This is a genomic window from Paraburkholderia sp. BR10141 (assembly GCF_056155635.1).
Window position 1 is genome coordinate 382,762 of record NZ_JBMIQH010000001.1, and the last position, 15,144, is coordinate 397,905.

The 15,144-nt window shown below is 65.3% G+C and carries 12 protein-coding genes and 1 pseudogene; 6 read left to right on the forward strand and 7 right to left on the reverse strand.

Features of this window, described 5'->3' with window-relative positions:
* Nucleotides 1-24: 24 nt before the first annotated feature.
* The 5 genes from ACOJB8_RS01835 to ACOJB8_RS01855 all read right to left on the reverse strand — a co-directional run bounded on the left by ACOJB8_RS01835 (nucleotide 25) and on the right by ACOJB8_RS01855 (nucleotide 6,685).
* Complete coding sequence (locus ACOJB8_RS01835) at nucleotides 25-1,293, reverse strand: winged helix-turn-helix domain-containing protein (RefSeq protein WP_342946876.1); 1,269 nt, start codon at nucleotides 1,291-1,293, stop codon at nucleotides 25-27.
* On the reverse strand, nucleotides 1,286-3,034 hold the full coding sequence (locus ACOJB8_RS01840; protein WP_475010778.1) for an FAD-dependent oxidoreductase: 1,749 nt from the start codon (nucleotides 3,032-3,034) through the stop codon (nucleotides 1,286-1,288). The genes ACOJB8_RS01835 and ACOJB8_RS01840 overlap by 8 nt, the downstream gene beginning before the upstream one ends.
* Before the next feature lie 46 nt (nucleotides 3,035-3,080).
* Nucleotides 3,081-4,070 carry a DedA family protein/thiosulfate sulfurtransferase GlpE gene (locus ACOJB8_RS01845; protein ID WP_069261507.1) on the reverse strand — a complete coding sequence of 330 codons (990 nt, stop codon included), beginning with the start codon at nucleotides 4,068-4,070 and terminating at the stop codon, nucleotides 3,081-3,083.
* Nucleotides 4,071-4,335: 265 nt separating this feature from the next.
* Nucleotides 4,336-4,581: a hypothetical protein gene (locus tag ACOJB8_RS01850; protein WP_028207914.1), complete on the reverse strand. Its 246-nt coding sequence runs from the start codon at nucleotides 4,579-4,581 to the stop codon at nucleotides 4,336-4,338.
* A 454-nt stretch (nucleotides 4,582-5,035) separates the two neighbouring features.
* On the reverse strand, nucleotides 5,036-6,685 hold the full coding sequence (locus ACOJB8_RS01855) for a methyl-accepting chemotaxis protein (protein WP_342946877.1): 1,650 nt from the start codon (nucleotides 6,683-6,685) through the stop codon (nucleotides 5,036-5,038).
* 648 nt (nucleotides 6,686-7,333) lie between these two features.
* Between ACOJB8_RS01855 and ACOJB8_RS01860 the strand changes: the two genes are divergently transcribed.
* From ACOJB8_RS01860 to ACOJB8_RS01870, 3 genes and pseudogenes are all read left to right on the forward strand, one after another.
* Nucleotides 7,334-8,233, forward strand: a complete 900-nt coding sequence (locus ACOJB8_RS01860; RefSeq protein WP_475010784.1) for a transporter substrate-binding domain-containing protein — start codon at nucleotides 7,334-7,336, stop codon at nucleotides 8,231-8,233.
* 257 nt (nucleotides 8,234-8,490) lie between these two features.
* Nucleotides 8,491-8,610: pseudogene (locus ACOJB8_RS01865) on the forward strand (PKHD-type hydroxylase); the annotation flags it as partial.
* A gap of 135 nt (nucleotides 8,611-8,745) precedes the next feature.
* Complete coding sequence (locus tag ACOJB8_RS01870) at nucleotides 8,746-9,456, forward strand: PepSY-associated TM helix domain-containing protein (protein WP_368616546.1); 711 nt, start codon at nucleotides 8,746-8,748, stop codon at nucleotides 9,454-9,456.
* A 60-nt stretch (nucleotides 9,457-9,516) separates the two neighbouring features.
* Here the strand turns inward: ACOJB8_RS01870 and cobF are convergent, their stop codons facing one another.
* Nucleotides 9,517-10,290 (reverse strand): precorrin-6A synthase (deacetylating), encoded by a 774-nt coding sequence (gene cobF, locus ACOJB8_RS01875; protein ID WP_069261857.1) that lies wholly within the window; start codon nucleotides 10,288-10,290, stop codon nucleotides 9,517-9,519.
* A 160-nt stretch (nucleotides 10,291-10,450) separates the two neighbouring features.
* On the opposite strand from cobF, the gene ACOJB8_RS01880 reads away from it, so the two are divergent.
* Nucleotides 10,451-11,038 (forward strand): LysE family translocator, encoded by a 588-nt coding sequence (locus tag ACOJB8_RS01880; protein ID WP_141710539.1) that lies wholly within the window; start codon nucleotides 10,451-10,453, stop codon nucleotides 11,036-11,038.
* A 16-nt stretch (nucleotides 11,039-11,054) separates the two neighbouring features.
* On the opposite strand, the gene ACOJB8_RS01885 is transcribed toward ACOJB8_RS01880, so the two are convergent.
* Entirely contained in the window at nucleotides 11,055-11,882 is an 828-nt protein-coding gene (locus tag ACOJB8_RS01885) for a helix-turn-helix transcriptional regulator (protein ID WP_069261501.1), read from the reverse strand.
* A gap of 136 nt (nucleotides 11,883-12,018) precedes the next feature.
* On the opposite strand from ACOJB8_RS01885, the gene ACOJB8_RS01890 reads away from it, so the two are divergent.
* Both ACOJB8_RS01890 and ACOJB8_RS01895 read left to right on the forward strand, forming a co-directional pair.
* Nucleotides 12,019-12,570, forward strand: a complete 552-nt coding sequence (locus ACOJB8_RS01890; RefSeq protein WP_342946880.1) for a GNAT family N-acetyltransferase — start codon at nucleotides 12,019-12,021, stop codon at nucleotides 12,568-12,570.
* Nucleotides 12,571-12,771: 201 nt separating this feature from the next.
* Nucleotides 12,772-15,141, forward strand: a complete 2,370-nt coding sequence (locus tag ACOJB8_RS01895) for a HAMP domain-containing protein (RefSeq protein WP_342946881.1) — start codon at nucleotides 12,772-12,774, stop codon at nucleotides 15,139-15,141.
* The last annotated feature ends 3 nt before the right edge of the window (nucleotides 15,142-15,144 follow it).

A 15,144-nucleotide genomic window follows, 5' to 3' on the forward strand; every position in this document is an offset into this window, starting at 1 on the left:
TCTGCCGGGTCAGCAGTCGCACGCTCACGCAGCCAGCAGGGCGGCCGCGAGGCCGTCCGGTGCTGCGCCGATGCGTAGCTCCGGCGTGCCGTGCCAGTCCGCGCAACGCTGCAGCGCCCGGCGCAAGTCGGCCACCAGACGGCCGCTCGCGCGTATGCCGGGCTCCAGATGCAGCGACTTCACCTCGAACACCTGCTGCGCCCGATGCGCCTTTGCGTCGACGCGCCCGATCAGCCGTCCGCGATTCAAGATCGGTAGTGCGAAGTAACCGTATTTGCGCTTCGCGGCGGGCACATAGCATTCCATGGCGTAATCGAAATCGAATAGCGCGAGCGCTCGCTTGCGATCCCACACCACCGGATCGAAGGGCGAGAGCAGGGTCGTGACCGTGGAGGCGAGCTTGCCGCTCGCCGCTTCGCCGATGAGGGCCGCGTGCTCGCGATGCACGAACGCATCGTGTTTCCAGCCTTCTACGCGCACGGGCAGCAGCTCGCCCGCGTCGGCGAGTGCGTGGAGGGCATCGGCATACGGGCGGCGCGGCAGGCGGAAGTAGTCGGCGGCCCAGTCCGCGCGGATCACGCCGAGCGCGCGGCAGGAGCGCAGGAGCAGCTCGCGCTCCGCTTCGGCGCGTGGCGGCAGGTCGCGCGCATCGTTCCAGTGCGGCAGTACGCGCTCGGCCACGTCGTACACACGCTGGAAGTTGTGCCGCTGCGCCACCATCAGCGCGCCGGTTGCGAACAGTACTTCCAGATGCCGCTTCTCCGGCTTCCAGTCCCACCAGCCGCTGCCTTTGTCGCCCTCGGCGCGCGCGAAGTCGGCGGAACGCACGGCGCCCTCGGCGCGGATGCGCTCGAGCAGGGCGTCGATCTCGTCACGGTATTGGTCATGCCACTCGGCCGCGTATTTCCAGCCCATGCCGGAAGGGTCGAGCATGCGATGGCGCAGCAGCCCGTAGTCCTCGATCGGCAGGAAGCAGGCCTCGTGCGCCCAGTATTCGAACAGGCGCCCCTGCGCGAGATGCGCGTCGAGCCAGGCCGGCTCGAACGCGCCAATGCGGCTGAACAGCACGAAATAGGGACTGCGCGCGACCACGTGGATCGTGTCGATCTGCAGCTGCGCCATGCGGCGGATCGCATCGAGCACGTCTTCTTGCGTAGCCTTGCGGCGCGGCGGCGTGAGCAGCCCTTGCGCCGCGAGGTGCAGCGTGCGAGCCGCCGCGAGCGGCAGAACTAGCGAGGAACCGGCTTCGGCAACCGTGGGCGCTTCTGCAACCTCCACAGCGCGCTCACGCATGAACGCCCGCGACCACCGTCACCGGCCGCAGCGCAGCGAGCCGTTGATGGATCTGCGCGACCACGGCCGCGCCTTCGCCCACCGCCGCGGCCACGCGCTTGGTCGAGCCCGCTCGCGCGTCGCCGATCGCGTAGACGCCTTCCACCGAAGTCGCGAGGCTGCACGACTCGTTGTCGCCGGTCAGCACGAAGCCGTGCGGGTCGAGCTTCACGCCGCATGCTCGCAGCCAGCCGGTGTTCGGGTCCGCGCCCGTGAAGAGGAACAGATGGCGCGAATCGAAATGGTCGACGCCCTCCGGGCACGGCATCTTCAGGCGCACCGAGGCGAGGCCGCTCGTGTCTTCGTCCAGGCCGCCGATCTCGCTGTGCCCATGCACGTGCACGTTCGAGAGCGAAGCGATACGGTCGATCAGATAGCGCGACATCGTCGATTCGAAACCGGCCTTGCGGATCAGCACGTCGATCTGGCGCGCGTGCGTGGAGAGGTAGACGATCGCCTGGCCCGCGGAATTGCCGCCGCCCACGAGCACGATGTTCTCGTGCTTGCAAAGCTTCGCCTCGACCGGCGAGGCCCAGTAGTAAATGCCGCGCCCCGTATAGCGATCGATGCCCTCGATCGCGGGCTTGCGGTACACGGCGCCGCTCGCGATCACGACTGTATGCGCGCGCACGTCGCCGCTGCAGGTTTCGAGCCGCCGCGGTTCTTCATCGCAGATCAGCTTGCGCACCGAGACCGGAATGGCCACGTGTGCGCCGAACTTCTGCGCCTGCACGAACGCGCGGCCGGCGAGCGCCTGGCCGGAGATACCGGTGGGAAAGCCCAGATAGTTTTCGATACGCGAGCTGGCGCCTGCCTGGCCGCCGGGCGCGCGCGAGTCGAGCACGATCACCGAAAGGCCTTCCGAAGCGGCGTAGACCGCCGTGGCGAGACCGGCCGGGCCCGCGCCCACCACGGCGACGTCGTAGACGCGCTCGCCGTCGAGCTCGGGCAGGATGCCGAGGCACGTGGCCAGTTCGGGCGCGCTGGGACGGCGCAGCACCGACCCGTCGGGGCAGATCACGAGCGGCAGGTCCTCGCAGCGCGCGGCGAAACGCTCGATTACGCCGCAAAGCATGCCTTCGTCGCGCTCGTCGAGCACGGAATACGGATGGCCGTTGCGCGAAAGGAAGCCTTGCAGCGAAACGAGCGTGGGATCGTCGTGCTTGCCGACGAGAATCGGGCCGCCCGCGCCCTTTTCGGTCAGCGAGACGCGGCGCAGGATCAGCGCACGCACGATGCGCTCCCCGAGTTCGGCTTCGGCGACGATGGCCGCGCGCAGCCGCTCGGGCGGAATCAGGATCGCATCGACGGGTTCGAGCGCCATGCCGTCCACGAGCGCGGGGCCGCCCGAGAGCTGGCCCACTTCGGCGAGGAAATGCCCGCGCCCATGCTCGACGATGAGCCGCTCGCGGCCCAGCCCGTCGCGCTGGAAAACTTTGACCGAACCGGAGAGCAGCACGAACATGCCGGGGCCGGTTTCGCCCGTACGAAAGAGCAGCTCCCCTGCTGACCAGTGGCGCTCTTCGCCGAAGCGCGCGAGGCGCGCGATTTCGTCGTCGGTGAGCTGGGGGAACATCTGATGGCGCCGCGTGGAGAGCGTCGAGAACGGCGCTTCGGCGGGTTGCGGCTGCGTGTCGGAGTGGCGGCTCGCGGAAGGAAGTTCCTCGGATTCGGGAACCTCGGCTTCGGTGATCGTGCCCATCTGGCGGTTCTCCTCGTGCGGGCGGCTCGGGAGCGGGCCGCCCGGATCAGACAGCTTTAGGCGTGATGTTGACCGGGACTTCGGTGTGGGCGTGCATCTGGAGGGACTCGAGCGTGCGGCCGGCGTCGCGCCACGCATCGAGACCGCCCAGCAGCGGCACCACATCGGTAAAGCCGGCCTCGGCTAGCTTCTTCGCCATCCAGGCCGCGGAAATTTCATTGGGGCACGAGCAGTAGATCACGAGCTTCTGGTCGTTGGGGTACTTGCCGACGATCTCGTCGAGCTTGCGCTCGTCGGCGAACAACGCGCCCGGAATGATGTACGGATCGAGCTTGCGCTTTTCTTCTGAACGAATGTCGAACACGACCGGCGGCGGCTTGGCGCCCATCGCGCGGTAAAGGTCTTCCACCGTGATGCGCGCGTTCGCGAGCTTTTTGATGAGCTGGCGGCGGCGCTGCCAGCGGTAGGTCGCGTAAAGCACCAGCAGCACGGCCACCACGACGAGGGCGAAGCGGCCAAGGCGGCTTGCGCCGCTCATCAGCATGTCGATCTGCGGCGCGAACATTACGCCGACGAGCAGGCCGGTGCCGGACCACAGCGCCGCGCCGATGCCGTCGAAGCCGACGAACTGGCGGTAGGGCACGCCCATCGCGCCGGCCATCGGCACGGACACGAGCGACAGCCCCGGCACGAACTTGGCGACGGCGAGCACGCGCACGCCCCAGCGGCCGAAAAAGCGCTCGGTTTTTTTCACGCAGGTGTCGCGCGAGAGCGAGAGCTTGCAGAGCGTCTTGAGCGTGTTGCCGCCGTAGAGGCGCCCGGCCATGAACCAGACGCTGTCGCCAATCAGCATGGCGAAGATGGCGAGCCCGAGCACCGGTGCGACCTGCTGGCCGATCGAACCGGGATGCATGGCCGCCATCGCGCCGAACAACACGAGCGCGGGCATCGCGGGCACGGGCAGCCCAAGCGATCCGGCGAGCACATTGATGAACACCAGCGCAGGCCCGTATTGCGCGACGAGGTCATGTAGCATCGGCTTACTTCCGTTGCGCCGTCAGGCGAGGAACGGGAAAGATAGAAGGGTAACGTAAAGATTATGGACGTATTTCGAACGCGTGCAAGCGACCCCCTGCACGCGCGTGAGAATGCCTGCCGAGTAGGGCAGGCATATGAAAAAAGCGCCGGATTAAAAGAGAGAAACGCGAGGTGTTCGCGAGAGGCGCCCGATGAGTGGAAAGCGACAGTACGCGGCACACGAGACTGCGCGTGCCGCGTTCGTGTCGTCAGTTTCGGTGCGCTTAGCGCGTGTGTGATTCCCCGGGCAGCTCGGCGCCTTGTGCGCGAATGGCCGCGATCAGCTCGGCCGGCGTGATTTCGTAACGCACTTCGCGATGGATGCCCGGCTTGCGCTCGTCGACTTCGACCAGCAAGAGGCTTTTGCCGTCGGCCGCCGATTCGAGGCGCAGTGAACGCAGTTCGCGTCCGGTCGCGTCGTCATGCTCGGTGAGCAGGGTCATGTTTCCGGAAGACCCGGTCGTGCGCATTGATGTTGTCCTCGTGCGTTGGGTGGTCGAACCATTGTACGGGGTCGGCTGCGCGGCGTGTTCATGCAAGTGAGCGCAGACACACACAGCGAGATCGCTGTGCCGCGACCCTGGCCAGCCAGTGTAACGCGACTCGCCGGCGCAACGCCCGTTTTTGCGCGCCCTGCAACGGGCCATGCGAAATGCGTTGCGCGTTGCACCGCTGTCATGGTTGCGAAGCAAAGCGATGCCAGGCGCCAGGCGTGCGCAACAGAAAAAACGGCCCACCCGGGCAGGCCGGGCGAGCCGTTGAAACGCCGTTGTTACTCGGATCAGCAAACCGGGGTACGGCTTGCTGACGGTTTTCATGGTGCCGCCCGCGCGCCGCACTGTCGAGATGGGACTAACGCCGATCTCTCAGACCAATAGACGAAGCCACCCGACTGCGTTTGCGGCGCGGCGTGCGAGCCGGTCGTTACGCTGCGATCTCCTCGGCCGCTTCGGCAAGATTGACGCTCTGGCGGCGCGCCGGGGTGCGGGCGGGCTTTGCGCGCTTTTCCGCTTCGGCGCCTGCCACGGTGAAGAGGCGCACGGCCTCGTCGAGCACGTCGGCCTGCTCGGCGAGCCGCTGCGCCGTGGCGGCGGCCTGCTCGACGAGCGCGGCGTTCTGCTGCGTGGCGCTGTCCAGATGCGCGACGGCCTGATTGACCTGGCGGATGCCTTCGGCCTGCTCGCCGCTGGCGTTCGCGACCTCGGTGATGATCGACGAGACGCGGCTCACGGCTTCGTCGATCGAGCGCATCTGCGCCGTCGTGTTGCCGACGAGACGCGTGCCCTCGGCGATCTCGTTGACGCTTGCGTCCACGACCTGCTTGATCTCCTTGGCCGATGCCGCGCAGCGCTGCGCGAGCATGCGCACCTCGCCCGCCACCACGGCGAACGAGCGGCCGGCCTCGCCCGCGCGCGCGGCTTCGACAGCGGCGTTGAGCGCGAGGATGTTGGTCTGGAACGCGATGCCGTCGATCACGCCGGTGATGTCGCTGATCCGGCGCGATGCGTCGGTGATGCCCGTCATCGTGCGCTCCATCTGCGCGGCGATCGAGCCGCCCTCGGCGGCGGCGGACTGCGCGTCGCGTGCGAGATCGAGCGCGCGGGCGCTGGCTTCGGCGTTGGCCTGCACGGTGGTCGTGAGCTGATCCATCGTGGCCGCGGTTTCTTCGAGCGATGCCGCCTGCATTTCGGTGCGGCGCGAGAGATCGAGATTGCCGCTCGAGATTTCGTGCGCGGCGTCGAGCATGCCGTCGATCTGCGAGCGCACGTCGAACACGATCGCCGTGAGATTGGCCTGCAGCTGATTGAGCGCCTGGAGCACGTCGCCGAGATCGTCGTTCGTGGCGACCGCGAGCGTGGCCGTGAGGTCGCCCGCCGCCATGCGCGTGGAGGCCGTGGTCATCTGCGCGAGCGGTGCGCCGAGGTGGCGCGTGGTCAGACGCCAGGCGCCGAACGCACACAGGCAGGCCGCGCCGAATGCACCCCAGAACGGCAGCGGCGGCAGGCCCTGCCAGGCCGCGAAGCCGGCCGCGGCGAACACGGCGGGCACGGCGCCATAGCCGAAGGCGATACGCGTGGCGATGGGCACGCGCAGGACTGACTGCAATGCGCCCACGAGGCCTGTGCGCACCACTGAGCCGTGGCGCAGCCGCACGCCTTGCAGACGGCCCTCGCGCATTTGCGTGTAGAAGGCTTCTGCCGTGCGGATTTCCTCGCGCGTGGGCTTCACGCGCACGCTCAGATAACCGACCACCGTGCCCTGCTCGGAGACGGGCGTTACGTTCGCGCGCACCCAGTAGTGGTCGCCCGACTTGCGGCGGTTCTTGACGATCGCGGTCCAGGGACGGCCATCGCGAACGGTCTCCCACAAGTCGGCGAACGCTTCGGCCGGCATGTCGGGATGACGAATGATGTTATGTGCCTTGCCGATCAGCTCTTCTTTCGTAAAGCCCGACACCGCGACGAACGCAGGATTGCAGTACTGAATGCGGCCCTTGAGATCGGTGGCCGAGACGAGCATCTGCGAAGCGGGATAGTCGAATTCCTGCTGCGTGACGGGTTGATTGTTGCGCATGAGATTCCTTCGATGGGGCCGCTTGAGACCCAACAACACAGCGAGGCATAACGGCATTTCCCTTACAAACTTTAGGGGTATGCACGCGTGAGGCAGGTCTGGTCTGATCCGCGCGCAGCGAGAAAATCCGTTGTGCTATCAATGGATTGGCGCGGATGTTGGGGGGTGTATGCACAGACTTTTCCCCGTTAACTGTGGACAAGTCCAGTGCCTCCAAAACGTGCAACTTCTCTGTCGCCTGGCGCATTGACGTTTGCGATCAGGGACTTAGGTTCGCTGTCCAGAAGTTGTGCACAGGGCTGCCAACAAAATCTGTGGAAAAGACGGGTGCGTTTCGAGGCGCTGCGAGACGGTGTTGCCGCGATTGGGACCGCCGTGGGTTAACCGAAGCACATCAAGGACTTGATGCGGTCTTCCAACGGTTACGCACAGGGCTGCCAACAAAATGTGTGGACAAGTCATGGCGTGCGGAACGGTTCGTGTTGCCAACGAAACCGGCCTCGACGGCGCGCTTCGAACGACGCGCCTCACCGGCGACTTAACCTTGAGTTATGTCGTCGTAACCGATTTCAATTGCCGCCTCGCTGCAAGGCATGAATACTCGGGTGCGGCGCACGAAGCGCCGACGGACCATCCGGAGGAGACTAAATGAAAAAAGTTGCAACGCTCGCAGCAGTCGTCATGGGATGCACGTATCTCGGGCCGGCTCAGGCGCAGGACGCCACGAGCGCTACTCTGAAAAAAATCCGCGATACAGGCGTGATTGCCCTGGGCGTGCGGGAATCGTCAGTGCCGTTCTCCTACTACGACAGCGAGCAACACACGATCGGCTATGCGCAGGACATCGCGCTGAAGATCGTCGACGAGGTGAAAAAGGAGCTGAAGCTCGACAAGCTCACGGTCAAGGAAATTCCGATCACTTCGCAGAACCGCATTACGCTCGTGCAGAACGGCACGATCGATATCGAGTGCGGTTCGACCATGCACACGAAGGATCGCGACAACCAGGTCGCGTTCACGAACAGCTTCTTTCAGTACGGCGTGCGCCTGATTGCGAAAAAGGATTCCGGCATCAAGGATTTCCCCGATCTCGCAGGCAAGACGGTCGTGACCACGGCGGGCACGTCGGAGGACCGGCTGCTGCGCGAGATGAACAACGACAAGAAGATGGGCATGCAACTCATCGCCGCCAAGGACCACGCGGAGTCGTTTCTCAACGTGAAGACGGGGCGCGCGGTCGCGTTCGTGATGGACGAGCCGCTGTTGTACGGGGCGCGGGCCAAGGAGGCGGACCAGCAGGACTACGTGATCACCGGTACGCCGCCGCTCTCGGAGGTTTATGGCTGCATGGTGCGCAAGGACGATCCCGTCTTCAAGAAACTGGCCGATGGCGTGATCGCTCGCATGCAGACTTCGGGTGAAGCGCAGCGGCTGTACACGAAGTGGTTCACGCAGCCCGTGCCGCCCAAGGGGATGAACCTGAACTATCCGTTGTCCAACGAGAATCGGGCGCTGTTTGCGCATCCGAACGATCGCGCGCTCGACTGATCGCAGGTTTTCAATGCGGCGGCCGCAAGCGCGCGGCCGCCACGCATGGCCGCGTAGATGTGAAGGTTCGAAGTCCCGACGACTGCGCCGAGCTTTTCCAGCATGAAGAAAATCGATGTCGCCAGCGGTGTCGCTGAAAGCCAATTCCATTTGAAAGAAAATACAAAATATGGAATGATATCGATTCTCATTACCGTGGAGCCCTCCCCAGCCCCAACCAGGTCTATGCGCTGCTCTTGAACCGCTGCGAAGGCGGCATGACGTCCGGCAGTCCCGTGGATGGTGCAGTGCGTGTGCTGCCCAACGCCGTGAAAACTGCGCGCCGACGTTTCCTGCACGCTCTTTCTCTCGTCGCCGACGAATGCGACGGCGGCGAACCTGGCTTCACATTGCTGCTGCTGTTGATCGGTCTCGGCATGCAGGAACTGCTGGCGCGCCTGCCGTTTCTCACGCGCGCGCTCGAGTGGGCGGGAGTGGCCTTCCTGCTGTACGTTGCGACTCTGGAGTGAAACATGAGCTTTTCCGATACCGCCGAGATCGACGCGCCGGCAACGCCGCGCGCACGTCTCGACGCCGAACGGCGCGACGAGCGCGCGAAGCGCTCGCGCCGTGCGACCTTCATCAAGTGGTTGCGCAAGGTGCACGGCTGGGTGGGCCTGTGGGGCGCTGCGCTCGGCCTGCTGTTCGGCGCAACGGGATTCGTGCTCAACCATCGCGCCGAGCCGCTGCGCATTTCGCCGGGCGCGCCGCAAGTCTCGACGGTGCAGATTGCCGTGCCCGACCCCGCGCCCGAAACGCCGCGCGAGATGGTGAAATGGTTGCGCTCGCAACCGGATCTGAAACTGCCCGCGCGCATGGGCCGCGTGCAGAAGGAGCCCGAGCACAACGTGGCCTGGGGCGATCGCCAGGTCGTGCAGCCCGAGCACTGGCAGATCATGTTCACATCGCCCGGCGAGAGCGTGATGGTCGAGTACTGGCTGGGCAACGACAAGCTCACGCTCAAGCGCAACGACAACTCGCTCGTCTCGACGATCACGAACCTTCACAAGGGAACGGGGATGAGCGTCGGCTGGGTGCTGTTCATCGACAGCTTCGCCGGGGCGCTCATTCTGCTTTCGCTTACGGGCGTGCTGCTGTGGACGGAGCTCAATAAGCGCAAGACGGTGGGTGCCGTGCTGTTGTTCGGCTCGATTATCGTGGCGGTATGCGTGGGCCTGGCGTAAGCCTCAACGTGTGAACCCGGCAACGGGCGCGAACGTCGATGTTCGCGCCCCGTTCTTCTTTCAGTCTTTCACGCCGCGCTTGCGCAGCAAGTACGTGTCCATGATCCATCCGTTCGCTTCGCGCGCCTGGCCACGAACACGGACGATCTCGTCTTTCACGTCTTCCAGCCGGCCCGCCATCAGGATCTCGTCCGGGGTGCCGACATAGGCGCCCCAGTAGATATCGAGTGCTTCGCCCGCGATCTGCGCGTACGCGTTCTGCGCGTCGAGCATGACCACCGCGCTGTCCACGTCGTGCGGAAAACCGCCCTCCGCGAGCCGCCTTCCCGTCGTGATGCTCACCGGCTTGCCGATGAAGTTGAGCGGCACGCGGTGCTTCGCCGCGAGCGCCTGCACGCTGCTGATGCCGGGGATCACTTCGAAGTCGAACGCGAGCCGGCCATCGGCCAGGATCGAATCGAGAATGCGGATCGTGCTGTCGTAGAGCGACGGGTCGCCCCAGACGAGAAACGCGCCGCATTGGCCGTCGGTCAATTCCTCTTCGATCAGGCGCTCGAATACGCGCTGTTTGTCGCGGTTGAGCTCGTCCACGGCGGCCTTGTAATCGAGACCTTCGTCGCGGCGCCGCTCGGGGCTCGTGGCCTCCACGATGCGATAGTCGTGGTCCTTGATGAAGCGAGCGCAGATTTCCTTGCGCAGCGCGACGAGCTTGTCCTTGGCCGCGCCCTTGTCCATCACGAAGAACACGTCGGCTGCGTTGAGCGCTTCGATTGCCTGCACGGTCAGGTACTTCGGATCGCCCGCGCCGATGCCGATGATGAGGATCTTTTTCACGTTGCAGTTCCGGAATGGGAGTCGTCGGTGCGGCGCAATGATAGCGCGGGTTCGGCGCGGTGCCGCGCTCGCCGGGAGGGCAATTTTCTTCAATACGCCGGCGGCGCGCGCGTCTACCCTCGACGCATATTGATCGCCCATGAGCGTAGCGAGGAAAACCGTGAGCACTGCCTTGTCGATGGCCGCCTTCGCGCTGGCCACTTCCATCACCCCTGGACCCGTCAATATCGTTGCGCTGAGCGCGGGCGCGCGCTACGGGCTGCGCGCGAGCCTGCGCCACGTCACCGGCGCGACCGTGGGCTTCACGTTGCTGCTGCTGCTGATCGGTCTCGGCATGCAGGAGCTGCTGGCGCGCCTGCCGTTTCTCACGCGCGCGCTCGAATGGGCGGGCGTGGCTTTTCTACTGTACGTCGCCTACCGGCTCGCGACCGACGACGGCCGCATCGACTCTCCGAACGCGGCGCGCGGTCCCTCGCTGATGGTGGGCGCCACGATGCAATGGCTCAATCCCAAGGCGTGGCTCGCCTCGGTGGCGGGCATGGGCTTATATGCGGCTTCCGGCGAAAATGCGCTCGTCTGGCAGTTCGCCGCGATCTATTTCGTCGTGTGCTACGTGTCGATTGCGTGCTGGGCGTGGGCGGGTGCGTCTCTGCGCCAGGCTTTGCGCGAACCGTCGCGCGTGCGTTTCGTGAACCGCGCGATGGCGTTGTTGCTGGCGGGCAGTGCGGTTTGGCTCGTGCTTGCCTGAGCGCGCGGCGGCGACGTTAGCCGCGATACTGGCCCGGCGTTGCGGCAACGAACTGGCGGAACGCGCGCTGCAGATGCGCCTGATCGGCAAAACCCGCTTGCGCCGCAACATCGGCAATGGCGTGCCCTTGACGCAGTTGCGCGCGGCTGAACTCGATACGCCGGTTCACGACATACGCGTGCGGCGTCATGCCGTATTGCTCGCGAAACGCGCGAATGAGGTACGAGGGCGAAAGATCGGCGGCGGCGCAGATTTCTTCGAGCTTGAGCGTGCGCGTGTAGTTGCCATCGATGAATTCTGCTGCGCGCGCGAGGCGCTCGTTCGGTTCGCGTGCGCTGACCGGCGCCGGATTCAGGGACTGCTGGAGCCTCGAGAAATACGCTACGACGGCGCATTCCTTGCGCAGTGCCGACTCATTCGTATCGACGAGCAGCTCGTAGAGCGCGTTGAGCCCGTCGAACAAATCGCGCTCCCAGCTCAAAGTCTGTTCGAACGGGCGAAAGGCCTCGTGCGCGCCGAAGCCCAGGTCGTGCTGCAGATTCGCGAGCCACGCCGTGTCGAGATAGAACATGCGGTAGGCCCAGGGCTCGTCGGCGGCCGGGTTGCAGGCGTGCACGACTTCCGGGTTGATGACCACCACCGCGCCCGCGCTGATATGCGAGAGCGTGCTCCCGTTCAGGTAGGTGCTGCGCCCGCCCGTGACCGCGCCGATCGAGAACGTGCCGTGTGCGTGACGGCCGTAGCGGACCTTGCGGCCGTCGGCGATCGCGCGCACCTCGATGAACGGCAGGTCAGCGTCGCGCCAGAAGTAAGGTTGTGCGTCGGACGTCGTGGCTTGCGGCATGGGAGACCCCGGAGTGATGCTGCGCGCATCGAGCGACGCAGGTGGTCCATCTTAGCGCAACGCGAGCAGGCAGGCGGGACGTGATAGGCTAGTTCGAATCGCAGGGGTCATTCCCTTTCCATGCCAGGCGCTGCACATGAACGAAACGAAGCCGACGAAGCCAACGCATACAGCGATTCGCCCGCTGACCGAGCAGGACGCCGAGGCGTTTCACGCCATGCGTTTGTACGCGACCAGAAATAATCCCGCCGGCATCGTCCCGACCTATGAAGAGGAATCGAAGCGCACGCCCGAAGAAAGCCGCGCCCGGGTGCGTGCCACGGAGAACCAGGTCGTATTCGGCGCATTCGTGGACGACACGCTAGTCGGCATCACCGGCCTCATGCGCGAGCCGCGCCGCAAGCTGGCACACAAGGGGCTCATTTGGGGCGTCTTTGTCGATCCTGCATGGCGAGGCGCGGGCATTGCGAGGCAATTGATGGAGGGCGTCATCGCTCACGCTCGTGCGCTAGGCTTGCTCCAGGTGCAACTGGTGGTGAGCGTGCTGAACCCCCGCGCCCAGGCGTTCTACCGCTCGTGCGGCTTCGTGCGCTACGGAGTCGAGCCCCGCGGCCTGTACCTCGACGGCGAGTACGCCGACGACGAACTGATGGTGCTCTTTCTCGACGACCCGGCCGTTCCCGACTGAGCGCCGCGGCGTGGCCGGACAATGCGCAACGCAGAGCGAACGTCAAGTGTGGCGTAACGCACAGTGCGCTCGGGCGAATTATGCGTAGTCATCATTTCGTCATACCTGAACGTCGATAATCCACCGCGAATAATTGGCCGACGTGTCCCGAGCTGCGCAACCATAGCGCAGCCGGCGCGACGAAGGCCCGGGGATTTCGACATGACCATTCGTCACCGCATCACGCTACTCATCGTCCTGATGTTCGTCGCGCTGTCCGCCATCGGCGGCTACGCGGCCTTGCAGGCCCGCCGCAGCGCCACCGACGTCCGCCAGGTTACCCAGGGCGTCGTGCCGAGCGCTCTCGCTTCATCCGACCTCGTGTCGCTCGTGAAAGACGTGCAACTCGCGACCATGACGCTCGTCTACGCACCCGACGCCACGGTCGCGTCGCTCGCGCAAAACGAACTCAAGGACAAGGAAGCCGCGTTGCGCGCCGCGCTCGACGTGCAGCGCAAGGGCGCCGCGAGCCACGCGCAGGAAGGCCTCGTTTCGCAGGCGCAGGAAAGCCTCGCGAACTACTTCTCCGCGATCGACGACACCGCGAAGATGAAGGCGAGCGGCAAGAACGACCTCGCGCAGGCCTATCTCTTCGCGAACGTCGCGCAGTACCGCGACGAACTCGAAGGTATCGTGACGACGATGCGCGTGGAAAAGAACCGCCAGAAGGACGACGCGATCCGCACGCTCAACGGCACGCTCGACACCACGACGAGCGCGATCGCAGGCGTGACGGGCGGCGCGGTGCTGCTGCTCACGCTCATCGGCGCGCTGCTCTACCGCCAGATCACGCGGCCGCTTTCGCGCATGCAAGCCATGATGAGCGAGATCGCGTCCAGCCAGGACTTCACGCGCCGCGTGCCCGTGGGCCGCATGGACGAAATCGGTCATTCAATCGTCGCCTTCAACGGCATGATCGAGAAGATCCAGCAAAGCTCCGCGCAGCTCAAGCGCAAGACCGCCGACATTCAGGCGATGCTGCAGAACATGCAGCAGGGCATTCTCACGGTCGTCGAAGGCGCGACGATCCACAACGAATATTCGGCGTATCTAGAAGCAATCTTCGAAACGAACGAGATTGCGGGCCGCTCGCTGATGGACCTCGTGTTCTCGCACACGGATCTCGACGCCGACACCCTCGCGCAAATCGACGCCGCCGTGCACGCTTGCCTTGGCGAAGACGACGTGAACTTCGCCTTCAATCAGCATCTGCTCGTGAACGAAATCACGCGCACGCTGCCCGATGGCCGTGCGAAGGTGCTCGACCTGAGCTGGTCGGCCATCACCGACGAAAACGACGTGGTCGTGCGCCTCATGCTGTGCGTGCGCGACGTGACGGAGTTGCGCGAACTCGCGGCCGAAGCGGGCGAGCAGAAGCGCCGCCTCGAAATGATCGGCGAAATTCTCGCGGTGAGCGAAGAGAAGTTCCATCACTTCGTGGAAAGCTCGACGAGCTTCATTCACGAGAACGAGCACATCATTCGCCAGCACGACTGCGCGGACACGAGCGCGATTGCCGCGCTGTTCCGCAACATGCATACGATCAAGGGCAATGCGCGCACGTACAGCCTGCAGCATCTCACGGGCGTGGTGCACGAAGTCGAGCAGCGCTATGACGCGTTGCGCCGCGAGGACACGAGCCACGCGTGGGACCAGCAGGCGCTGATCGCCGATCTGGAGCGCGTGAAGACGGCGCTCGAGCACTATTCGAGCATCAACGAAGTGAGCCTCGGGCGCGGCCCGCGTGCGGCTGGCGCGCAAAACGGCGCGGCGAGCCTCACGGTCACGCGCGAAGCGATCGAAGAGACGCTGCGCATCGTCGATCGCACTGACGACAACGACCTGCCGGCCCTGCGTGCGATGCGCGCCGAACTGCGCGCTACGCTGCGCGCCATCGGCACCGAGCGCGTGGCCGATGCGCTCGCGGGCGTGACCGGCTCGCTGCCCTCGCTCGCCCAGGAACTCGGCAAGGTGGAACCGGTGGTGCGGATCGCGGACAACGGCTATCGCCTGCGCAGCGAGGCCGCCGGCACGGTGAAGAACGTGTTCATGCACCTGCTGCGCAACTCGCTCGACCACGGCATTGAAATGCCGGCGCAGCGCCGCGCCATCGGCAAGGACGAGTCGGGTCACATCGACATCGACGTGAACGTGCACGACGGTGCGCTGCAACTGACGCTCGCCGACGACGGCCGCGGCCTTGCGCTCGCGCGCATTCGCGGCATTGCGGTTGAGCGCGGCTGGCTGCAGGCCTATGAAGCGGTGAGCGACGACGTGATCGCGGCGTTCATTTTCCGCCCCGGCTTTTCGACGGCGACGAGCGTGACCGAAGTCTCCGGCCGCGGCGTGGGCATGGATGCGGTGCGCGATTTCCTCGAACGCGAGGGTGGCGCCATCGAACTGCGTTTCACCGATGATCGCGCGGGCGCCGATTACCGGCATTTCCAGACCGTCGTGCGTTTGCCGCAGGAGTGGGCCGTCAAGGTGGCGAATGCAACACAGGCAAAGCAAGAGGAAGCGCTGGCGGGCTAGCGC